Origin of the sequence: Spongiibacter sp. (assembly GCF_041602295.1) — a bacterium.
In the GTDB taxonomy this organism is placed as follows: Bacteria; Pseudomonadota; Gammaproteobacteria; order Pseudomonadales; family Spongiibacteraceae; genus Spongiibacter.
The window spans coordinates 15,448-37,114 of record NZ_JBFIGO010000006.1 but is presented as its reverse complement, the minus strand read 5'-3'; the positions used below and the strand labels follow the sequence as shown (position 1 = coordinate 37,114).

General features: G+C 57.7%; 17 protein-coding genes. 15 read left to right on the top strand and 2 right to left on the bottom strand.

From position 1 onward, the window contains the following. Nucleotides 1-21 precede the first annotated feature (21 nt). The 10 genes from ABYM29_RS02260 to ABYM29_RS02215 all read left to right on the top strand — a co-directional run bounded on the left by ABYM29_RS02260 (nucleotide 22) and on the right by ABYM29_RS02215 (nucleotide 14,383). Nucleotides 22-2,850: an insulinase family protein gene (locus ABYM29_RS02260; protein WP_372861574.1), complete on the top strand. Its 2,829-nt coding sequence runs from the start codon at nucleotides 22-24 to the stop codon at nucleotides 2,848-2,850. 358 nt (nucleotides 2,851-3,208) lie between these two features. Beyond that, nucleotides 3,209-5,854, top strand: coding sequence for a pyruvate dehydrogenase (acetyl-transferring), homodimeric type (aceE, locus tag ABYM29_RS02255; RefSeq protein ID WP_372861668.1), 2,646 nt, complete (start codon nucleotides 3,209-3,211; stop codon nucleotides 5,852-5,854). A 15-nt stretch (nucleotides 5,855-5,869) separates the two neighbouring features. Next, nucleotides 5,870-7,504: a dihydrolipoyllysine-residue acetyltransferase gene (gene aceF / locus ABYM29_RS02250; protein ID WP_372861572.1), complete on the top strand. Its 1,635-nt coding sequence runs from the start codon at nucleotides 5,870-5,872 to the stop codon at nucleotides 7,502-7,504. A 104-nt stretch (nucleotides 7,505-7,608) separates the two neighbouring features. Beyond that, nucleotides 7,609-8,469 carry an SDR family NAD(P)-dependent oxidoreductase gene (locus ABYM29_RS02245; RefSeq protein ID WP_372861570.1) on the top strand — a complete coding sequence of 287 codons (861 nt, stop codon included), beginning with the start codon at nucleotides 7,609-7,611 and terminating at the stop codon, nucleotides 8,467-8,469. A gap of 145 nt (nucleotides 8,470-8,614) precedes the next feature. Further along, entirely contained in the window at nucleotides 8,615-9,448 is an 834-nt protein-coding gene (locus tag ABYM29_RS02240; RefSeq protein ID WP_372861568.1) for an alpha/beta fold hydrolase, read from the top strand. A gap of 3 nt (nucleotides 9,449-9,451) precedes the next feature. Further along, entirely contained in the window at nucleotides 9,452-10,237 is a 786-nt protein-coding gene (locus ABYM29_RS02235) for a fumarylacetoacetate hydrolase family protein (RefSeq protein ID WP_372861565.1), read from the top strand. A gap of 79 nt (nucleotides 10,238-10,316) precedes the next feature. Beyond that, entirely contained in the window at nucleotides 10,317-11,225 is a 909-nt protein-coding gene (locus ABYM29_RS02230; protein ID WP_372861563.1) for an acetaldehyde dehydrogenase (acetylating), read from the top strand. Between the two features lie 10 nt (nucleotides 11,226-11,235). Further along, entirely contained in the window at nucleotides 11,236-12,264 is a 1,029-nt protein-coding gene (gene dmpG / locus ABYM29_RS02225) for a 4-hydroxy-2-oxovalerate aldolase (RefSeq protein WP_372861561.1), read from the top strand. Between the two features lie 174 nt (nucleotides 12,265-12,438). Then, nucleotides 12,439-13,563 carry a helix-turn-helix transcriptional regulator gene (locus ABYM29_RS02220; RefSeq protein WP_372861559.1) on the top strand — a complete coding sequence of 375 codons (1,125 nt, stop codon included), beginning with the start codon at nucleotides 12,439-12,441 and terminating at the stop codon, nucleotides 13,561-13,563. Nucleotides 13,564-13,600: 37 nt separating this feature from the next. Next, nucleotides 13,601-14,383: an SDR family NAD(P)-dependent oxidoreductase gene (locus ABYM29_RS02215; protein ID WP_372861557.1), complete on the top strand. Its 783-nt coding sequence runs from the start codon at nucleotides 13,601-13,603 to the stop codon at nucleotides 14,381-14,383. On the opposite strand, the gene ABYM29_RS02210 is transcribed toward ABYM29_RS02215, so the two are convergent. Next, the gene (locus ABYM29_RS02210) at nucleotides 14,380-15,201 is read right to left on the bottom strand and encodes a methylated-DNA--[protein]-cysteine S-methyltransferase (protein ID WP_372861555.1); all 822 of its coding nucleotides are present in this window, start codon (nucleotides 15,199-15,201) and stop codon (nucleotides 14,380-14,382) included. The two genes, ABYM29_RS02215 and ABYM29_RS02210, sit on opposite strands and share 4 nt — an antisense overlap. A gap of 70 nt (nucleotides 15,202-15,271) precedes the next feature. Further along, complete coding sequence (locus ABYM29_RS02205) at nucleotides 15,272-16,204, bottom strand: GAF domain-containing protein (protein ID WP_372861552.1); 933 nt, start codon at nucleotides 16,202-16,204, stop codon at nucleotides 15,272-15,274. Between the two features lie 299 nt (nucleotides 16,205-16,503). On the opposite strand from ABYM29_RS02205, the gene ABYM29_RS02200 reads away from it, so the two are divergent. The 5 genes from ABYM29_RS02200 to ABYM29_RS02180 all read left to right on the top strand — a co-directional run bounded on the left by ABYM29_RS02200 (nucleotide 16,504) and on the right by ABYM29_RS02180 (nucleotide 21,661). Next, nucleotides 16,504-17,568 (top strand): Rieske 2Fe-2S domain-containing protein, encoded by a 1,065-nt coding sequence (locus tag ABYM29_RS02200; protein WP_372861549.1) that lies wholly within the window; start codon nucleotides 16,504-16,506, stop codon nucleotides 17,566-17,568. 46 nt (nucleotides 17,569-17,614) lie between these two features. After that, nucleotides 17,615-18,526, top strand: a complete 912-nt coding sequence (locus ABYM29_RS02195; RefSeq protein ID WP_372861547.1) for a VOC family protein — start codon at nucleotides 17,615-17,617, stop codon at nucleotides 18,524-18,526. A gap of 127 nt (nucleotides 18,527-18,653) precedes the next feature. Next, nucleotides 18,654-19,802: an acyl-CoA dehydrogenase family protein gene (locus ABYM29_RS02190; protein ID WP_372861544.1), complete on the top strand. Its 1,149-nt coding sequence runs from the start codon at nucleotides 18,654-18,656 to the stop codon at nucleotides 19,800-19,802. Nucleotides 19,803-20,033: 231 nt separating this feature from the next. After that, nucleotides 20,034-20,804 carry a flagellar motor protein PomA gene (gene pomA / locus ABYM29_RS02185; RefSeq protein WP_372861541.1) on the top strand — a complete coding sequence of 257 codons (771 nt, stop codon included), beginning with the start codon at nucleotides 20,034-20,036 and terminating at the stop codon, nucleotides 20,802-20,804. After that, complete coding sequence (locus ABYM29_RS02180; protein ID WP_372861539.1) at nucleotides 20,804-21,661, top strand: flagellar motor protein MotB; 858 nt, start codon at nucleotides 20,804-20,806, stop codon at nucleotides 21,659-21,661. The genes pomA and ABYM29_RS02180 overlap by 1 nt, the downstream gene beginning before the upstream one ends. The last annotated feature ends 6 nt before the right edge of the window (nucleotides 21,662-21,667 follow it).

Below are 21,667 nucleotides of genomic sequence, written 5' to 3'. Positions count from 1 at the left end.
TTGAGCTCAAAAGGATACTCTGTGCGCTTTTTGCAACACGCTGTTGTTTTGATTCTAATGTTGGCGATGACTGCCTGCGCCGCGCCGCGCAGTGCGGAGTCACAGAAAGTGGTTACTCCGCAAACGGAGCATCGCGCCTTTCGCAGTTTACAGCTGGAAAATGGCATGAAGGTGCTGTTGGTCTCCGACCCGGATAGCGATAAGGCGGGAGCCTCGCTGGATGTGAATGTCGGCAGCCGGCAAGACCCCCGTGATTACCAGGGGCTGGCGCATTTTCTGGAGCATATGCTGTTTCTCGGTACCGAAGCTTATCCGGAAGCCGGCGATTACCAGGCGTTTATCACGGCTAATGGCGGCAGTCACAATGCCTACACCAGTTTTGAGCATACCAACTACTTTTTCGATGTGCGCGCCGAGGCCTTGGCGTCCGCGCTGGATCGCTTCGCCCAGTTTTTTGTGGCGCCGCTTTTTAACGCGGCTTATGTACAGCGCGAGGTGAAGGCGGTGGAGTCTGAATACCGTGCACGGCGGCGCAATGACAGGCGTCGTGAGCTGGCGGTATTTAAGGCGCAGTTAGCTGCGGAGCATCCCTATAATAAGTTTTCGGTGGGCAATCTCCAGACTTTGCAGGCCGAGCGCGAAGCGCAGCTGCGCGAGCAGTTGCTGGCCTTTTACGAGCGTTATTACTCCGCCAATATCATGAGTCTGACCGTGGTGGGTCGGGAGTCCCTGGCCGAACTGGAAGAAATGGTGCGGGCGCGCTTTTCTGCTGTGGCTGATCGCGGGCTGAAAATTGATGCGATCGCTGAGCCGCTGTTTGCCGATGACCGCTTGCCGCGGTGGGTGAATATTGAGCCGGTGCAAAATGAGCGTCGACTGTCGCTGCAATTTCCTGTTGCGGACGCGCGCGCCTTTTGGCGCAGCAAGCCACTGTCGTACATCGGCAATTTGTTGGGGCATGAGGGCGCGGGTAGCTTGTTGTCCGAATTGAAGGCGCGGGGTTGGGCCGAGGGGCTGAGCGCCGGGCAAAGCCTGGATCTGCAGGGGCAGGCGATGTTCGGGGTGACTATCGCCCTGACTGAGGTGGGGCTGGCTCAGGTCGATGATATTGTCGGGATGGTGTTTGCCTATGTCGATATGTTGCGTCAACAGGGCGCGCAGGCCTGGCGTTATCGAGAGCAGAGCCAGCTGGCCGATCAGCAGTTTCATTTTCGCAGCCGCGCGACCTTAACCCGGGAGCTGGTGGCCTGGTCGTCGGCGCTGCAGCAGTATCCGCCGGCGCAGGTGTTAAGGGCGCCGTATTTGATGGCTGAGTACCGGCCTGAGTTGATTGGCCAGTATTTGGCCGACTTGCAACCGGAGCGTGCGTTTATCACCCTGATGGCGCCGGGGCTGAATACCGATCGTCACCTTGAGCGCTACGATGTTGCCTGGGGTTTGCGTGAGCTGCCCTCGTCTCTTGTTGAGCAGTGGCGCGGAGTGCCCGCAGGCAATTTGCGTCTGCCGGCGGCGAATCCCTATATCGCCAGTGACTTCGACCTGCACGACGACCCGGAGGCGCGGTTGCAGCCGCGCCGTTTGGTGAGCGATGGCGTGGGCGAGTTGTGGCTGTTTAATGATCAGCGTTTTGGTCTGCCCAAGGGGCGCAGCTATGTGTTACTGGAGAGTGCGCAGACCGCAAAAGATGCCGCCAGTGTGGCCAGCAGCGCGCTGTGGCTGCGGATGGTCGCCGACCAGCTTAATGAGCAGGCTTATGCCGCGCAGTTGGCGGGCTTGAACTATAGTGTAGACAGCAACTGGCGGGGAGTCGAAATCAGCCTGGGTGGTTTCAATCAGACGCAGGCCAAGCTGCTATCGGCCGTGCTGCAGGCCTTGCGTCACGGAGATTGGGACGAGCAGCGCTTTGATCGGATTAAGCGTCAGCGTCTGCGGGAGTTGGAAAATATTCGCCGCAAATCCCCCTATCAGCAGCTGTTTGATGAGTTGCCGCGATTGCAGCGACGTGAGGAGCCGGCGCTGGCGTCGCTGATTGCAGCCACTGAGTCGCTAACGATGGCAGCGGTGGCGCTACAGGCGGATCGGGTGCTCGCGGATTTTCGTTATCGGATATTGTTGCATGGCAATTTTACCGTTGAGGATGCGCAGAACATGGCTGAGCTTGCGGCAACAGTATTGCCTCAAGCGGCTGAGGCCAGTCGTCACGCTCAGCATATTGTTAAACTGCCGCCGGGCGCGGTGGTGGCCGAGGTGGCGGCAGAGCACAGCGATGCGGCCTTGTTGAGCTATGTGCAGGCCGCGCAGCCAGGCAAGGCGGAGCGTGTGGCGATGGGTTTGGCGGCACAAATTATCAGTGCCGATTTTTATCACCAGTTGCGCACCGAAAAACAGTTGGGTTACATCGTCAGCGCGGGGGTATATCCACAGCGCGATGTCGCCGGGCTATTTTTCTTGGTGCAGTCGCCAGTGGTTAGCGCTGCGCAGCTGGCTGAAGAGGTCGACGGCTATCTGCGTCGTTGGCTGGCTGCGGGGGTAGATGAGGCGACCTTTAGCCGCTATCGCGAGACGCTGCTGAGCAAGTTGAGTGAGCAGCCAGAAAACCTTTGGCAGGCGGCGGACCGCCACTGGCAGGATCTGCTCGATGGTTATCGGCAGTTTGACAGTCGAGAACAGTTGATAGCGGCGCTTAGCGCCATGGATCGCGAGCGCTGGTGGCAGATTGTCGAGCAGGCCTTGACCGCCGGTCAGCGCCGCAGTATGCAGTTGTTCAGTGCCGGCCAGTGGCCGGCTGCGCGGCCCGGCGGTATGAGTGCGGCTGCTTTAAAGGATGCACACAGCTATCAATTTGACTAGGTTTAATATGTTGCTGAAAGCTTAAGTGGTTGTTTTTTATAAGGCTGGCATGCTTTATTCATAATAAAAATAGTTTGATTTTCTTGAATTATGGCTGGAGGGCTGCGATGATTGCGTCGCGCTCCAGCGGCCCATTGCCGGTGGGGTAGCGAAATTTCATCGGCAGTTCTGCCCGACCCACAAGGTGGGGCAGCGCCAGATAGGCCAGGTGATCACCGTCACCAACCGGCAGGCACACCACCGATTATTGATCATGCTCGGTGCGCCCGTTGATGCGGAACACAATCAAGCGAGTCGCTTGCTGGTCTAGGCAGCCCACGGTATTGATAAGGACTGTGATATGTACCAAGACCCCGATTTGCGTGAAGATTTAGATCCACAAGAAACCCAAGAATGGCTGGAGGCGCTAGATGGCGTGCTCAGCCAAGCCGGTCGTGGCCGCGCGGCGATTTTGATGAAGCGCCTGGCCAAGCACGCCGCCCGCCAAGGCACTCAGCTGCCCGGCGCGATAACCACCTCTTTTCGCAATACCATCGAGCCGCGCGATGAAAAGCGCATGCCCGGCGATCTGTTTATGGAGCGGAAGATCCGCTCGCTGATTCGCTGGAATGCGCTGGCCATGGTGATGCGCGCCAACGATAACGACGAGGGCCTGGGTGGCCATATCTCCAGCTTTTCTTCTTCGGCCACCCTCTATGATGTGGGCTTTAACTACTTTTTCCGCGGTGGCGACAAGGCCGACCTGATTTACTACCAGGGCCACAGTTCGCCGGGCATGTATGCGCGCTCGTTTCTGGAGGGCCGCCTGGACGCGGAGCAGTTAGATAATTTCCGCCGCGAGGTCGACGGCAATGGCCTGTCCTCATACCCCCATCCCTGGCTGATGCCGGACTATTGGCAGTTCCCCACGGTGAGCATGGGTCTGGGGCCGATCCAGGCGATTTACCAGGCGCACGTTATGAAGTACCAGCAGAGCCGCGGTCTGGTTGACCACGGCGACCGCAAGGTGTGGTGCTTTATGGGCGACGGCGAGTGCGATGAGCCGGAATCGCTGGGCGCGATTGCGCTGGCAGGGCGCGAGTGTTTGGACAACCTCTGCTTTGTAATCAACTGCAATTTGCAGCGACTGGATGGCCCGGTGCGCGGCAACGGCAAGATTATCCAAGAGCTGGAAGGTGTGTTCCGCGGCGCCGGCTGGAATGTCGTGAAAGTGATTTGGGGTCGGCACTGGGATCAGCTGCTGGAGCGCGATACCACTGGGCTGCTGCGTCGCCGGATGAACGAAGTCTGCGATGGTGAGTTGCAAAACTACAAGGCCAATGGCGGTGCTTACACGCGCAAGCATTTCTTCGGTAAATACCCCGAATTGCTCGAGCTGGTGAAGGATCTGTCCGATGACGAGATCATGTATCTCAATCGTGGCGGTCACGATCCCTACAAGGTCTATGCGGCCTACGCCAATGCCAAGGAAACCAAGGGGCGGCCTACCGTGGTGTTGGCGATGACGGTGAAGGGCTACGGCCTGGGCTCCGGCGGCGAGGCGCAGAATGAAGCGCACTCGGTGAAAAAACTGGACCTCGAGGAGCTGAAGAAATTCCGCGACCGCTTCGGTGTGCCCATCAGTGACGAAGAGCTTAAAGACGTGCCGTATTACCGGCCGCCCGCAGACAGCCCGGAAATGGTCTATATGCATAAGCGCCGCGAGGAACTGGGTGGATATTTGCCGGCGCGCCAGGCTGATTTTGACGCCTTGGATGTGCCGCCGCTAAGCAAGTTTGAGGCGCAGCTAAAAAATACCGGCAAGCGCGAAATCTCTTCAACCATGGCCTTTGTGCGCATGTTGTCGACGCTGGTGAAAGACAAGGCTGTGGGTGGGCGTATTGTGCCGATCGTGCCCGATGAGGCGCGGACTTTTGGTATGGAGGGTATGTTCCGTCAGCTGGGGATCTACTCCTCGCAGGGCCAGCGCTACACCCCTCACGACTCCGACCAGATCATGTATTACAAGGAGTCTAAGGACGGTCAGATTCTGGAAGAGGGCATCACCGAAGCGGGCGCATTTTCGGCGTGGCTGGCGGCGGCGACGTCCTATGCCAATCACCGCTACCCGATGGTGCCCTTCTATATTTTCTACTCGATGTTCGGTTTTCAGCGCATCATGGACTTGGCTTGGGCGGCGGGTGACTCGCAGGCGCGCGGTTTCCTGATCGGCGCCACGTCGGGGCGCACCACCCTCAATGGTGAGGGCCTGCAGCACCAGGACGGTCACAGCCACCTAATGGCCAATATGATCCCCAATTGTGTGTCCTACGACCCGACGTATTCCTACGAGCTGGCGGTGATTATTCAGGACGGTATGCGCCGTATGTACGGCGACAAGGAAAATGTTTTCTACTACATCACCACCATGAACGAAAACTACTACCACCCGGATATGCCGGAGGGTTGTGAAGAAGGCATTATCAAAGGTTTGTACAAGTTGCGCGCCAGCGCGGCGAAAAAGCCCAAGTTGAAGGTGCAGTTGGTCGGCAGCGGCACGATTTTGCGAGAAGTTGAAGCGGCGGCCGAGCTGCTGAAGGGCGAATATAAAGTGGAGGCCGATATTTGGAGTGCAACCAGCATTAATCAGTTGCGTCGCGAGGGCATGGAGTGCGAGCGTTGGAATCTGCTGCACCCCGAAGATGCGCCGCGTATTCCCTATGTTGGCGAGCAGCTGAACGCCGAGTCGGCGCCGGTAATTTGCGCCACCGATTACATTAAATCCTACGGTGATCAGCTGCGTCCCTACATCGACAATCGCTATGTGGTGCTGGGTACCGATGGTTACGGCCGTTCGGATACCCGTGCCAAGCTGCGCAGTCATTTCGAGGTGGACCGCTACCATATCGTTGTAGCGGCGCTTAAGGCGCTCAGTGATGACGGCAAATTGCCCGCGTCGGTGGTGACCAAGGCGATTGCCAGTTACGGCCTTGATGCCGACAAAATTAGTCCAATGTGCCGCTAATAGAAGGAGTTTTTTGTGACTGTAGAAACGATAAAAATTCCTGACCTCGGTGGCGGTGACGGCGTTGAGGTAATTGAGGTGTGTGTGGCCGAGGGCGATCGCGTCGAGGCCGAAGACTCGCTGCTGGTGCTGGAGTCCGACAAGGCGTCGATGGAGGTGCCGGCGCCCAAGTCCGGCACCGTGGTGTCTATAAAGCTTAGCGTTGGCGACAGCGTTGGCGAGGGCGATGTGATTTTGGAGCTGGAGGTCGACGGCGACGCCGCAGCGGCCGCGCCCGCTGACATTGAGCCAGCAGCTGTTGAGCCTGCAGACGTCACGGCGGCTGAGCCGGCGGCGCCAGCCGAAGTCGAGGTGCCTGCGGCTGCCGGTGGTCAGCGCAGTGAAACGGTGAAGGTCCCAGATATCGGTGGCGGAGAGGGGGTCGAGGTGATCGAGCTCTGCGTTGCCGAGGGCGATGAAGTCGCCGAGGGTGATTCGCTGGTTGTGCTGGAGTCCGATAAGGCCTCGATGGAAGTGCCTGCGCCCTTCGCGGGGGTGATTACGGTGCTGCTGATTAACGTCGGTGATGCCGCGAGTGAGGGCACGGCGATCGTCGAAATGCAGGTGGTGGGCGCAGCGCAAGCCAGTCAGCCAGCGGCTGAGCCTCCGGTGGAAGCGGCGTCGCCTGCGCCAGAGCCTCAGCAGGCCGAGTCCAAGCCGGCAGTGCCGGCAGCCGCTGCTGCTGCACCACAGCCGCCGTCAGCCGCGGCCAAAGGCGTGTACGCCGGCCCGGCGGTGCGCAAATTGGCGCGAGAGTTTGGTTTGGATCTTGCGCGGGTGACCGGCAGTGGCCCGCGCGGCCGCATCGTCAAAGAAGATCTGCACGCCTTTGTGAAAGCCTTGAGCGCGGCGCCGGCGGCGGCCGCTGACGGCGCGGCGATTCCGCCGATTCCCGAGGTGGATTTTGCCAAGTTCGGTGAGATAGAGGTGCAGCCGCTGAGCAAGCTGCACAAACTGACCGCGGCCAATATGCACCGCAGCTGGTTGAACCTGCCCCATGTGACCCAGTTTGATGATGCCGATATCACTGAGCTGGAGGCCTTCCGTGCGGAAATGAAAAAAGAGGCAGAGCGCCGCGGGGTCAAGTTGACGCCCCTGCCGTTCTTGCTGAAGGCGGCAGCGGCAGCGCTGCGCGCCAACCCGAAGTTCAATGCCTCGCTCAGCGCCGATGGCCAGAATATGGTTTACAAGCACTATGTGCATATCGGTATGGCGGTGGATACACCGGCGGGATTGGTGGTGCCGGTGATTCGCGACGTTGATAAAAAATCGCTGTGGCAGTTGGCGGCAGAAACTGCCGAGCTGGCGCAGCGTGCCAAGGAGCGCAAGCTGAAGCCGGCGGATATGCAGGGCGGTTGCTTTACGATTTCCAGTCTGGGCGGTATTGGTGGCACCGGCTTTACGCCGATTATCAATGCGCCGGAAGTCGCCATACTGGGGGTTTCCAAATTGGCGGTTAAGCCGGTGTGGGACGGCAGTGCATTCCAGCCGCGCAAAATGCTGCCCTTGTCGCTGTCTTACGACCACCGTGCGATCAACGGCGCCGATGCGGGTAAGTTCTTTACCGAGCTGGGGCAGCTGCTGGCCGATATTCGCCGCCTGCTGTTGTAGGCGGGCTGGGCGGCGGGCGACTAGTCATTTCGGGGGATGTGTTCAGCGCGCAGGTCTGTCAGCCTGTGCCGCTGTAATCAACAGCATAATACTGGGAACTCGCCGTGAAACAGGACAAGCGTATTATTCTCGTGACCGGAGCCAGCCGGGGTGCCGGTAAAGGCATAGCGCTGGCGCTGGCTAAGCCGGGCAGCACGATCTACGTAACCGGGCGCAGCCAGTCTGAGGGTGATGCGGCCTTGCCGGGCACCGTTTTTGCCACCGCTGAGGCCATTGAGGCTCGCGGCGCCAAGGCAGTGCCGCTGGTGTGCGATCACCGCGATGACCAGCAGGTGCGCAAGGTGTTTGAGGTGATCGAATCCGAGCAGGGTCGCCTGGACATCCTGGTGAATAACGCCTTGCAGGTGCCGGAGGGGCTGACGCTGCCCGGGCCATTCTGGCAAAAGCCGCTGGCCCTGCAGGACATTCTTAACGTCGGGCTGCGCTCGAGCTATGTGGCCTCGTATTTTGCCGCGCCGCTGCTGCTGAAAAGCGCCCGGGGCTTGGTGGTGAATACCTCTTCTGCCGGTGGTCGCTGCTATATGCACGGCCCGGCTTACGGCGCCGGTAAGGCCGGTGTCGACAAAATGGCCCACGATATGGCCGTCGATTTTCGTCCCCATAATGTCGCGGTGATCTCGCTGTGGATGGGCTTGCTGAAAACTGAGCGCAGCATGCGGGTGTTTGACGAGCAGCCGGAACTCTATGCCGACGCTGTGGCAGCGGCCGAATCGCCGGAGTTTCCGGGTTTGGTGATTGATGCCCTGTATCGCGATGCCGAGTTGATGTCGCGCAGTGGCAAGGTCTACTACGGCGCCGAGTTGGCCGAGGAGTACGGGGTGGTCGATATCGACGGCAAGCAGCCGCCGTCACCGCGGGCAATGCTCGGCAAGCCGCCTAAATTCAGCGATGCCGTGGTGGAGTAGCGCCTGCGCGGGCGGAGCTGTCATCCGTTTGGGGGATTAGTGTGGCGCCCCGCCTTCTATAAAATTTACTCTATTGAAAAGGGCTTAGCGCCGCTTTGCGGTGCGGGCTGGCGTTAAAAATTTGCAGATTTGGGGGCAAGCAGTCATGGGCGAATTAGTCGCGGGACTTCCCGAGGGGCACTACGCCACGCTCGGCAATGGCCACCGTATTCACTACCTCGATCAAGGTGACGGCCCGGTGTTGGTGTTTCTGCACGGCAGTGGCAGCGGCGCCAGTGGTCACAGCAACTTCAAATATAACTACCCCTGGTTTGTCGAGCAGGGCTACCGGGTGATTGTGCCCGACCTGATTGGCTACGGTTATTCCGACAAGCCCGACGACGTTGAATATCCGCTGGATTTCTTTGTCGAGTGCGTGCACCAAACCTTGCAGCATATCGGTGTGAGTCGCTACAGCTTGGTGGGTAATTCCCTCGGCGGTGCTATCGCCTTGAAATACACCCTCGATTACCCCGAATGTGTCGACAAGCTGGTACTGATGGCGCCCGGCGGGATCGAGCAGCAGGCCGACTACTTCCATATGCCGGGCATGCAGATAATGAAAGAGGTGTTTACCTCGGGGCCAATGGCGCCGGAGCGCCTGGAAGATTTTATCCGCCGCGGCCTGGTCTACGACGATTCTGTGGTCGATGAGCAACTGGTCAACGAGCGCTGGGGTATTTTCCAGCAGCAGAACAGCCAGGTGATTACCACCATGACGGTGCCCGATATGACCGAGCGCCTGGCGGAAATACGCTGCCCAACCCTGGCCTTTTGGGGAGTGAATGAGCAGATGATGCCCGAGACCGGCATTATGAAATTGGCCAAGGGTATTGCCGATATTCGCCTGACACTGGTGTCGCGCTGTGGCCACTGGGTCATGGTTGAGCATCGCGAGATGTTCAATCGCCAGACCCTCGATTTCTTACAGAACGGATAAATTATGGATAGCTCCAAAATCGATGCGTTGGGCGACGAGCTTTACGAGGCGCTGCGCAGTCAACAAAGCATCGTGCCGCTGACCGCGCGCGAGGCTGATATCACCATTGACGACGCCTATTATATTTCCCTGCGCATGCTTAACCGCCGCCTTGCAGATGGTGAAAAAGTGGTCGGCAAAAAAATCGGTGTCACCAGCAAGGTGGTGCAGGAAATGCTGGGCGTACACCAGCCCGATTTTGGCTTTTTAACCGATGCCATGACCTTTGAAAACGGCGCGGCAGTGCCGGTAGCGGGGCATCTGATTTCGCCTCGCGCTGAAGCTGAGATCGGCTTTCGCCTGAAAAAGGATCTGCAGGGCCCCGGCGTCACCGAGGCCGATGTGTTGGCCGCTACCGATGCGATTATGCCCTGTTTTGAAATTGTCGATTCGCGCATCGATAATTGGCAAATTGCTATTCAAGACACGGTTGCCGATAACGCCTCCTGCGGCGTGTATGTGCTGGGTGACAATGAGGCCGATCCCAAAGACTTTGATCTGCCGGCGCTGAAAATCCGCGTGTGGAAGAATGGCGAATTCCTCAGTGAAGGTTTAGGCAGTGCGGTACAGGGCAATCCGCTGACGGCGGTGGCCTGGCTGGCCAATACCCTGGGGGCTTTTGGCATTCCCTTTAAGGCCGGTGAAGTGATTTTGTCGGGTTCGCTGGTTCCTTTGGAGCCAGTGCAGGCCGGCGACAGTTTGCGTATGGAGCTGGAAGGGGTCGGCAGCGCCGACATCAGCTTTGTGTAAGCTAGCTGTGTGAATAACACGATATAAAGCGACTATTTCGGGGGCGAAACAACGCGCCCAACTGACAGTGAGAAATCTTATGGCTGAAAAAATTCGCGCGGCCATCATTGGGCCGGGCAATATCGGTACCGACCTGCTGATGAAAGCAATGCGCTCTGAGCTGATTGAACCCGTGTGGATGGTGGGTGTGGACCCCGAATCGCCCGGTCTGGCCCGCGCCAAGGAAATGGGGATGAAAGTCACCGCTGAAGGTGTGGACGGCATGTTGCCGACCATGCGCGAAGACGGTGTGCAGATCTGCTTCGACGCGACCTCGGCCTATGTGCACGCGGAAAACTCGCGCAAGGTCAACGAGCAGGGCGCGCTGATGATCGACCTGACGCCGGCGGCGATTGGTCCTTTTTGCATTCCACCGGTCAACCTCAGTGCCGCAGTGGCTGAGAAGTGCATGAACGTCAATATGGTGACCTGTGGCGGCCAAGCCACTATCCCTATGGTTGCCGCAGTATCGCGTGTGCAGTCGGTCAGCTACGGCGAGATCGTGGCCACGGTAAGCTCTAAATCTGTGGGTCCGGGCACGCGCAAAAACATCGACGAATTCACTCGCACCACTGCCGGCGCAGTAGAGAAAGTCGGCGGTGCGCGTCAGGGCAAGGCGATTATCGTCATTAACCCGGCTGAGCCGCCGCTGATTATGCGCGACACTATCCACTGCCTGACTGACGATGAGCCCGATCAGGAGGCTATTCGCAAATCGGTCGACGATATGGTGGCCGAAGTGCAGAAATACGTGCCCGGCTATCGCCTGAAGAACGGCCCGGTATTCGACGGCAATCGCGTATCTATTTTTATGGAAGTTGAAGGTCTGGGGGATTTCCTGCCCAAGTACGCCGGCAACCTCGATATCATGACGGCAGCGGGCCTGCGCACCGCTGAGATGTTTGCCGAAGAAATTCTGGCAGGCCGTTTTTCGCCATCGGCCGCCTGAGGGAAGGACAATGAATATACAAGGTAAAAAAGTCGTTCTGCACGATATGTGTTTGCGCGATGGTATGCACGCCAAGCGCCACCAGATCTCGCTCGATGAAATGGTCAATATTGCTACCGGCTTGGATGAAGCGGGTATGCCGCTGATCGAAGTCACCCACGGCGACGGCCTGGGCGGTAGCTCGGTAAACTACGGCTTTCCGGCGCACAGCGACGAAGAGTATCTGAAGGCGGTGGTTGGCGCGGTAAAAAATGCCAAGATCTCCGCTCTGCTGTTGCCGGGCATTGGTACGGTTGACCATTTGAAAATGGCTGCGGACCTGGGGGTGAGCACCATTCGCGTGGCGACTCACTGCACTGAGGCCGACGTTTCTGAGCAGCACATCGGTATGGCCAGCGAAATGGGCCTGGATACCGTTGGCTTTTTGATGATGACTCATATGATTGGCGCTGAGGAAATTGTCGAACAGGCCAAACTGATGGAGTCCTACGGCGCCAACTGCATTTACTGCACTGACTCGGCGGGTTATATGCTGCCTGACCAAGTGCAGGAGCGCATCGCGCTGCTGCGCGCCGAACTCAAGCCGGAAACCGAAATTGGTTTTCACGCCCACCACAATCTCAGCCTGGGCGTGATGAACTCGCTGGTGGCGGTGGAGCACGGTGCCAACCGTATCGACGGCTCGGTCGCGGGTCTGGGTGCCGGCGCGGGTAATACGCCGCTGGAAGTGCTGGTGGCGACGCTGGAGCGCATGGGCGCCGATCACGGTATCGATCTGTACAAGATCATGGATGTGGCCGAAGAGCGGGTGACGCCGATTATGGATAGCCCTATCCGTATCGATCGCGACTCGCTGACTCTGGGCTATGCCGGTGTGTATTCTTCCTTCCTGTTGTTTGCCAAGCGCGCGGAGGCCAAATACGGTGTGTCGGCCCGCGATATTTTGGTAGAGCTCGGCCGCCGTCGCACGGTCGGTGGTCAGGAGGACATGATCGAGGATCTGGCCCTGGATATGGCCAAAGAGCGCGGTCTGATCTAGATCGCGCCACCCTTTCTAAGAGCGGCCCCTTGAGGGGCCGTTTTCTTTTGCGCCGCAAATCGCCTTGCGGAGTCTCGCTGCGATAACACGCTAGTGCCCTTAAAACCTGTAAGCCCAAGGGTTCTCGGTTATACTGGCGAACATGTCAAAATAACAAGGTTTACCAACACCATAATGTTGATCGATCCCAAGTTTGACCGCCTGCTAGCCAGTGTTTATCAAGGGCCGATGGAAGAGGAGCCCTGGCAGGGTTTTCTTTCCGAGCTGTCGCAAATTATGCAGGCGGTGTCGGTGACTCTAGTGCTCAATCCCCCCTCTGAACAGGGCCGCGGGGTGCTGCGTGTGGTGGGCGGCAGCACCGTGGAAGGCTTGGAAAACTATCAGGAGCGGCTGTTTGCGATGGACCCCTTCCTGTCGCTCAAGCCGGGTGAGGTCAAGAGCCTGATGGAGCTGGTATCCGTCGATGACTGGCTGCGCAGTGAACTCTATTTGATGTGCATGAAGCCCTGTGGGCTCTACGACACTCTCGGTGTGGATATTCGTGTGCCCGGCGAAATGAATGCCGGTCTGCGGGTGGCGCGCAGCGAATCGGCTCCGGTGTTTGACCAGCGCGACCGCGACTTGATTCATGCGCTGATGCCTCATCTTGAGCGCGCGCTGCGGCTGCATGTGCGGCTCAATATTATTGAGTCCGAGCGCGACCTCTATGCCGGCGCGGTAGAGAGTTTGTCGCTGGCGACGATCATCCTGGATGAAAATGGCCGCTTGCTCAGCTGTAATAAGATGGCTAAAAATCTCGTCTCGCGGGAGCCGGAAGTTAAAATCGAAGATGGCTACTTAATTCTGGGCGATCAGGCCACCACCAAGAAACTACAGGGTTTGATCAACCGTATTCTCGATCATCGCGACAAGAATGAAGCCGCCGTGGTGGAGGCCATGCGCGTGCATCGCGATGGCGACTTTGCCGACCTGGGGGTGATTGTGCGCCCGGTGCCACTGACCGAATGGTCGGAGGGGCAGTCGGTGCCCACCGTGGCGATCTTTATCAGCGACCCGGAATATGGCGCCGAAGCGCCGGTTAATATTATTATCCAGTTGTTCGGTTTTACGCCGACGGAAGCCCAGTTGTCGCTGTTATTGGCCGACGGCCTGAGTCTGGATGAGGCCTCCGAGGCGCTGGGTATGAGTCGCAATACTGCGCGTACCCACTTGCGCTCGATTTTCTCTAAAACCGGTGTCAGCCGCCAAACCTTGCTGGTGCGACTGATTCTAAAAAGTGTGGCCCAGCTGGCCGACTGATTTTCAGCCGCGCCAGCTCGATTAGTGGAGCGGTGTGATGTTGGAGGCAGGGGCGGGCGTCGCGGCAAAAATTCTGCAAAACAAAGTGGCCATCGTGACCGGGGGTGGCCGGGGTGTGGGTCAAGGGATCGCCTTTGCGCTGGCGGCTGCGGGCGCGCAGTTGGTGTTGCTGGGGCGCAATGCGGTGGCACTGGACGACAGTTGCAGCGAGATCCACCGTCGTGGTGGCGATGCCAGCGCCATTGTTTGCGACGTGACCGATCCGAACGATATCCAGCGCGCCGTTGACGACATTGTCAATGACTACGGTGGCGTCGATATTCTGATCAATGCTGCGCACAGCGCCTGTCTGGGCGCGCTCTTAGAGCTCAGTGACGACGATGTGCTTCTCGGGTTCGATTCTGGCCCGGTGGCAGCACTGCGCTTTATGCGGGCTTGTCACCCTTATTTGTGTGGCGATGGTGTCATTATTAATCTCGCCAGTGGGCTTGCGCTGCGCCCCGATTCGACAGGCTTCGGCGCGTTTGCGGCCGCCAAAGAGGCGATTCGCTCCTTGAGTCGCGCCGCCGCCTGTGAGTGGGGCGGCGACAATATTCGCGTTAACTGCCTTATGCCCCTGGCTAACTCCCCTGGCTTGACCGCCATGCTGGACGTCGGGGGGGCGTCGCTCGGCGAGTTGCTGGGCGACATCCCCTTGGGGCGTCTTGGTGACGCTGAGCGGGATATTGGTCGCGCGGTGGTGTTTTTGTGCAGTGCCGATGCGGCGTTTATTACCGGGCAGACCTTGGCGGTCGATGGCGGTCAAGCCTTGCTGCGTTAGTCGCAGAGCCCGCTGCCGATTTCGCGTAGTAAAATCGCCCGTTTGCGGCTCGGCCCCCAGCGATAGCCGCCCAACTCGCCGCTCTGGCGAATAACCCGATGACAGGGGATAAGCAGTGCCACTGGATTGCTGCCGACAGCGCGACCGACGGCGCGGGCCGCCTGTGGCCGCCCAAGTTTGCGGCCCAAGGCGCTGTAGCTACTTAGCTGACCACAGGGAATGCTCAATAGTGCTCGCCATACCTGTAGCTGGAAGTCGCTGGCCAGCACGTGCAGTGATAGGCTTTGTGGGGCGCTGCCGGTTTTGAAAAAGTGTTGCAGTTTGTCCTCGGTGGCGGCGTTGTCTTGGTGAAATGTTGCCGCCGGCCAGTGCTGGAACATCGACTCCAGTTCAGTGCGGCCGTCGCCAAAGGCCAAGGCGCAGATTCCGCGCTGGGTCTGCGCTAGAAACATTGGGCCAAACGGACTGTCGGCATGCCCCCAGCGAATCTGCAGTGCTTCTCCGCGTGAGCGATACTCGCCGGGGGTCATGGCTTCTATCCGCACAAAATGATCATAGAGTCTCGAGCTGCTGCTCAGCTGCAGTTGTTCGCTCAGTGTCAGCAGGGGCTGGGGTTCATACAGTAATTGCTTGGCGCGTTCGACGTTCAGTAGCTGGCTGAAGCGCTTGGGACTGATGCCGACCCAGCGGCTGAACAGTCGTTGAAAGTGGCTGGGGCTGAGGCCGACTCGTTTTGCCATGGCGTCGAGTGTGATGTTGCCGGGCTGGGTGCTGAGGTAGTGCAGGGCCTGCTCAATGCGTTGGTAGTCCGTTGACACCGTTGTGCTCCATCGGATAACAGTGGCTAAGCATAGCGCCTGTGCGTGCTGCGTCGAGCTGAATCTTGCGCTAGGCGATATCCAGTCGCTGAGCGCCTTGCTGCATTAAGGCAGTGATGGAGTGGTGGGCGAAGGGGTTGTAGGCCAGCCAGCTGCTTTGCAGCACTATTGGCGCTTCCGTATGGCGCTGATTGTGGCGTTCGACGCCGTGTTCAACGCGCTGTAAAAAATCTGCGACTTGATTGCCGGGGCAGCTGTTGAGCAGGCAGGCAAAGTGGGTGTCGTCGGTGCGGGCGTTTAAGTCGCCTTCCCCGCAGGCTTCAGTGAGGATTTCTGAAAAGGCGCTGGCTGCTTCAGGGCAGAGTTTGCCACTGTCTGGGCTCATCGGCGCGAGCAGGCGAAAAAACGCGGCGCTGGCCGGCAGTTCTACCCTCGAGCAGGCGTTCATCAGCTTCTGGGCCAGTAATTCAAAGCCCGTGCGATTGCACAGCCCGGTGTCCGCATCGGTGCTTGCCAAATAACTGGCTGACAGTTCGCGTTCGGCGATGTGGGCGAGGTCTTCGAGTGTTTGGCGGTCGTCTTCACTAAGTTGCCGGGGTTTTCGGTCGATGATACAGAAGGTGCCCAGGTGCTCACCAGTTGCCGCGGTTAGCGGGAAGCCGGCATAGAAGCGGATACGGGGTTCATCGGTCACTAGGGGGTTGTCGGCAAAGCGTTTATCTTGGCTGGCGTCGCTGACGACAAAGAGTTTGTCTTGCAATATTGCGTGACCGCAGAAGGAAATGTCTCGCGGGGTTTCGCTGGCGTCCAGGCCCGCTGCCGATTTGAACCACTGGCGGTCTTTGTCGACTAAGCTGACCAGGGCGACGGGCACGTTCAGCAGCTTGCGGGCCAGCCGGGTGAGGCGGTCAAAACGCTCTTCAGCCGGGGTGTCGAGAATGTTGAGCATGGTCAGCGCTGCCAGTCGCTGCGCTTCGTTGTTCGGTGTTTTCGGTGTGTCCATGCTGCGGCCTCGCCGGGCTAAATGTTTGCTAAGTCAATGTATCGCAAGCGTATTTTAAGGTTTTAATGCAGGCTTTTCTGCAGGGGGTTTAGCCTAGCATATCGACCTTGATATCGGCCTTCAATCGCTGCTTGTCACAATTCTTTTTTTTGTATAAAAGTCTAATAAAAACAATATGTTGTGATATTTTTTCGGTCGTCTAAACGGATTATAGCTAGCTCGCGGTGGCTGTGTGAAAATTTTTACCGTGATAGAGGGACCCCGGTTAGAGGGTCGGCCGAATAAACGAGGAGAGAACAATGAGTGAGCTCGCGCAAGCAAAGCGTCAGCCCCATATTATTGAAGCTAAGGAATTACCGGATCGCTTCGCTCGCGGCTGGCACTGCCTTGGCCTAGCCAGTGAGTATACTGATAAACCGGTAAGATTGGATTATTTTGGCACTCGCCTGGTCGCCTTTCGAGGAGAGGATGGCGAGGTGCACATCCTCGATGGCTACTGTCCTCATATGGGCGCGGATCTCAGCGAGGGTTGCGTAGAAGGCAATTCTATTCGCTGTCCCTTCCACGCCTGGCGTTGGGGGGCCGACGGTGTCTGCGACGAAATCCCCTATGCCAAGCGCATTCCCCCCAAGGCGGTGATTCGTTCTTACCCGACACTGGAAGAAAACCACCTGCTGTTTGTCTGGTACGACCCCGAAGGTCTGCCGCCCATTGAAGAGCAGCGGCCGCCGCGTATCGATGATCTGTTTAGTCCCGAGTGGACCATTTGGCAGATGGATCTGATGACCATCAACACCAACAGCCGTGAGCTGGTCGACAATATGGCCGACGTAGCGCATTTTGCGCCGATTCACGGTGCGCCGATCAAAGAGTTTAAGAACATCGTCGAAAAGCACACCTATGAGCAGGTGCTGGTGGGTGGCAGTGAGCTGCTGGCTGAAGATGGTGAGCTGACCTCCAGTGCCAAGTATTTTGGCCCTGCATATATGAATACCTATATGACTGGCCAGGTTGAGGGAATGAACGTTGAGTCGCGCCTGCTGGTGACCCATGTGCCGATTGACCACAACAGCTTTGATCTGCGTTTCGGCGTGGCGGTGAAAAAAATCCCCGGCATGACTGACGAGCAAAACAACGAAATGGCTCGCCAGTACACCGAGCAAAATCGCGCGGCGTTTTTCCAGGATGTGCATATCTGGCACACCAAGACCCGCGTAGACAACCCGGTGCTGTGTGATGGCGATGGCCCGATCAACCGCCTGCGCCAGTGGTATAACCAGTTCTATGTTGACCGCACTGATGTGCCGGCAGTGTTCAATGAACGCCGTGAATACGTGGTGGATTATGCGATCCGCAATGGCTGATCGCAGTTCCTTGAACAATAAATTCTAAAGACAGCAGGAATACTTCATGGATGTACGCAGTTTAGGCTACGTCGTAATTGAGTCTGCCGACCCGGTAAAGTGGTTGGAATACGGCCGCGATATTCTCGGTCTGATGCCGGCACCGACCATGCCGGATGATGGCAATGTTTATTTGAAGCTCGACGAGCGGCCTTTCCGCTTTGCGATTGAAAAGGGTGAGTCCGAGCGCTTGGCGCGCTGCGGTTGGGAACTCCGCGATGCGGACGATTTTGCCGCCGCCAAGGACAGCCTGAATGCCGCCGGCGTCAGCTTTGAGGTAGGCTCCGCGGAGCTGGCCAAGGCGCGCCGTGTTCGCGAGTTAATTGTTTTGCGCGACCCCTCGGGCAACGAGCTCGAGCTCTACTGGGGAGGCGAGCTGGATTTCGCCAAGTTTGTGTCGCCGCTGGGTATCAGCGGTTTCGAGACCGGCTTTAATGGCGATATGGGGCTGGGGCACGCGGTATTGCCGGCGGGCAAGCTCGGCGAAACGCATCGCTTCTATAAAGAAGTGTTGGGCTTTGGCGACAGTGACTACATGCATTTTCACTTCTCGCCGGATCCCAATGATCCGGGGCAGGGGTTGAATTTCATGCATGTGAATAACCCGCGTCACCACAGTTTAGCCCTCTACGAGGACGCCAATAACCCGGTGGGCTGTGTGCATTTGATGCTGGAAGTGCTGGAAACTGACGAAGTGGGCTACTGTCTGGATCGCGTTGAAGCGGCGGGTATTCCCATTGTGTCGACCTTGGGCCGTCACACTAACGATCGCATGCTATCTTTCTATATGGCGACGCCGACGGGTTTTGCGATGGAGTTTGGTACCGGCGGCCTGCAAGTGGACTGGGACGATTTCACCCCTACCGTGACCAGCTTGCCCAGCCTGTGGGGGCACAAATTCAATATGCCCGACGCGTGAGCTGCGGGCATAAAATCCTTTGCTCATCGCTAAACGTAAGTAATTGGTAGATGAAGCAGTCAATACAGATAATAGAAAACACAGGAGAGCGGCGATGAGCGCAGTAGCTGCAACAGATAACACTGATATGAATTTTGACACTATGATGGCGGCCATTAAAGAGCTGCAACCGGTATTTCGCGAGCGCGCGCCGCAAACGCGCCAAGAGCGCAAGGTGCCCCAGGCTTCTATTGATGCCCTGCAAGAAATCGGTTTCTTCTTGGCCTTGCAGCCCAAGCGCTACGGCGGCCTGGAGATGAAGCCCCAGGAGTTTTTTAAGCTGCAGATCGCCATTGCTGAAGCCTGTATGTCTACCGCTTGGGCGAGTGGCATTATCGCTGTTCACGCTGTGCAGCTGGCTATGATGGATGACCGCGCACAGCAGGCGGTGTGGAACGACTCGATTCACACCCGCATTTCTTCCTCATACGCGCCCATGGGTAAAGTGACGCCGGCCGAAGGTGGCTTCAAGCTCAGCGGTCGCTGGGGCTGGTCAAGCGGCAGTGATCACTGCACCTGGGTCTTGCTGGGCGCCATTGTGCCGGGCGAGGGCTACCGCACCTTCCTGGTACCGCGCAGCGACTATCAAATCATTGATACCTGGCAGTCGATGGGTCTGGAAGGCACCGGCAGTAATGATATTGTCGTTGATGATGTCTTCGTGCCGGATTATATGACCCACAAGCAGAGTGACGGCTTTGCCGGCACTAACCCCGGTTTGGCGGTGAACGACGCGCCGCTCTACCGCCTGCCCTGGGCGCAGAGCTTTATCCGCGTGGTGTCGACGCCGGCTATCGGTGCCTGTAAGGCGACCGTTGATCTGTATAAGCACGCGGTGTTGAACAAGGCCAGTGGTGATCCGACCAAATTGGCCGGTGACACTCAGGTCGTTGAGCGCATTGCGGCAGCCCTTAACGGCATCGACGAAATGGAAGCGATTCTGTTCCGCAACTTTGACGTGATGCTGGAGCAAATCGAGCGCGGCGAAGAAATTCCTCTGGAAGACCGTATTCGCTACCGCTACCAGGCCTCACTGGTTATCAGCAAGAGCATCGAGATCGTTGACTCCCTGTACGAAGTAGCCGGTGGACACTCGGTATTCAACGACAGCGAGATTCAGCAGCGCTTCCGCGATGTGCATACCGCCCGCGCGCACGTGGCTAACAACCCCACCAGTTTTGCTCGAAACTTCGGCGGTGTGTCATTGGGCATGGATAACGCTGATTTCTTCATCTAATTTCCAGTGTGAACGCGCTTCACGCGGAACCCAAAAACCGGCTTATGCCGGTTTTTTTATTTAAGCGCCGCCCGTTTCGCAGGGGGCAGGGGCAAACCCGTATAGAAAATCTCCGCGCTGACACGCAAGCTGAGCTGAAATGATTAAAGCTCTACAGGTTTCCTGCCGATAAGCGGTGTGAGAGCCCGGTTTTGGTTCTCGAAGGCAGAAAAGGCGTAGCGGAGAGTTACATTGGACATAGCAACCCTGTTGGGAATGTTTGGCGCGTTGGGTGTGATTATTGCCGCCATTTTTTTTGGTGGCAGTGCAGGGGGCTTTGTTGATATCCCCAGTATTCTTATCGTGATCGGCGGGGCAACGTTTGCCAACCTGGTCAAGTTTCCGTTGGAACAGACCCTAGGGGCCTTCAAGGTGGCGTCGAGGGCATTTTTTCACAAACCTACCAGCTCCCAGTTACTGATTACTGAATGCGTGGAATTGGCTGGCATTGCCCGCAAAGAGGGCCTTTTGGGGCTGGAGTCGCAGGAGATCAGTAATGAGTTTCTCAACAAAGGCGTGCAGATGGCCATCGATGGCCACGACCCAATCTTTGTGAAGCGCCTGCTCAATAAGGAAATCAATCTCACCATTGAGCGCCAGGAAATGGGCGAGGCGATTTTTCGCGGCTTTGGTGATTCTGCGCCGGCCATGGGCATGATTGGCACCTTGGTGGGTTTGGTGCAAATGATGTCGAATATGTCTGACCCCAAGGCCATTGGCCCGGCCATGGCTGTGGCACTGTTGACCACACTTTACGGTGCGATTCTCGCCAACGCTGTGGCGTTGCCGATGGCCGATAAATTGGCCTACAGAACGCAAGAGGAACGCCGTAACCGCCATTTGATTCTAGAGGCGGTGGACGGCATTCAGGAAGGCCTCAATCCGCGGGTCTTGGAGTCGCTGTTGGCTACCTATCTGCCGGACAATCAGCGCGAGCAGGAGAATGACGCCGAGGAGGCCTAGTGGAAGACCTGCCACAAAAGAAAGCGGCACCGGGCGCGCCTGCGTGGATACTGACGTTTGCCGATCTCATGTCGCTATTGCTGGCATTCTTTGTACTGCTGTTCTCCTTTTCGGAGATGGATAAGCAGAAGTTTAAGGAATTGTCGGGCTCTATGCGCGACGCCTTTGGCGTACAGCGCGAAGTGCCGGCGTTCAATCCGCCCATTGGCACCAGTATTATTGCCCGGGATTTCAGTCCGGGGCGGCCGACGCCAACCATCGATAATGAGGTTCGTCAGGCGGCTGCCCAAGAGATGCGCAGTTACGCAGAGATGCCTATTGATGAGGATCTGCGGATTAGTGAAGAGGAACTGGCCGCAGATTTAGAAAAAGTTGAGCGCTATTTAAATGTTGAAATTAAAGAGGGGCTTGTTGAAGTTGAGGATGACGGTGAGAGAGTAATCACTATTCGCATCAGGGAAATGGGCTCTTTTGCGTCAGCCAGTGCCGATATGGATAGCGACTTTTTGCCGGTGATTAATAAAATTGCCACCTTGATTCAGGAAATTGGCGGCCATGTGGTAATTGCTGGACACAGTGACAACCTGCCGATTAACACTTCGCGTTTTCGTTCTAACTGGGACCTGTCTTCAGCGCGTGCCGCCACAGTGTTGCAGCGTATAGTCGATCGCAGTGGCCTGTCTGCAGAGCATTTTCGGTTGGCGGGCCACGCCGATACCCGGCCGATTGATAATAACGATACGCCAGAGGGGCGAGCGCGCAATCGTCGAGTTGAGGTGATTTTGCTGCGCGGCGGTGTGCACGACTCGGCAGTTGGGCCTGTCTACGGCGGACGAGAGACCTCGGTTATGGAATAAACTTCT

Excerpts from the sequence above, each read along its gene's own strand:
- ABYM29_RS02240 (WP_372861568.1), top strand. The coding sequence starts at position 8,615 with ATGGGCGAATTAGTCGCGGGACTTCCCGAGGGGCACTACGCCACGCTC.
- ABYM29_RS02235 (WP_372861565.1), top strand. The coding sequence starts at position 9,452 with ATGGATAGCTCCAAAATCGATGCGTTGGGCGACGAGCTTTACGAGGCG.
- ABYM29_RS02230 (WP_372861563.1), top strand. The coding sequence starts at position 10,317 with ATGGCTGAAAAAATTCGCGCGGCCATCATTGGGCCGGGCAATATCGGT.
- dmpG (WP_372861561.1), top strand. The coding sequence starts at position 11,236 with ATGAATATACAAGGTAAAAAAGTCGTTCTGCACGATATGTGTTTGCGC.
- ABYM29_RS02220 (WP_372861559.1), top strand. The coding sequence starts at position 12,439 with ATGTTGATCGATCCCAAGTTTGACCGCCTGCTAGCCAGTGTTTATCAA.
- ABYM29_RS02215 (WP_372861557.1), top strand. The coding sequence starts at position 13,601 with ATGTTGGAGGCAGGGGCGGGCGTCGCGGCAAAAATTCTGCAAAACAAA.
- ABYM29_RS02205 (WP_372861552.1), bottom strand. The coding sequence starts at position 16,204 with ATGGACACACCGAAAACACCGAACAACGAAGCGCAGCGACTGGCAGCG.
- ABYM29_RS02200 (WP_372861549.1), top strand. The coding sequence starts at position 16,504 with ATGAGTGAGCTCGCGCAAGCAAAGCGTCAGCCCCATATTATTGAAGCT.
- ABYM29_RS02195 (WP_372861547.1), top strand. The coding sequence starts at position 17,615 with ATGGATGTACGCAGTTTAGGCTACGTCGTAATTGAGTCTGCCGACCCG.
- ABYM29_RS02190 (WP_372861544.1), top strand. The coding sequence starts at position 18,654 with ATGAATTTTGACACTATGATGGCGGCCATTAAAGAGCTGCAACCGGTA.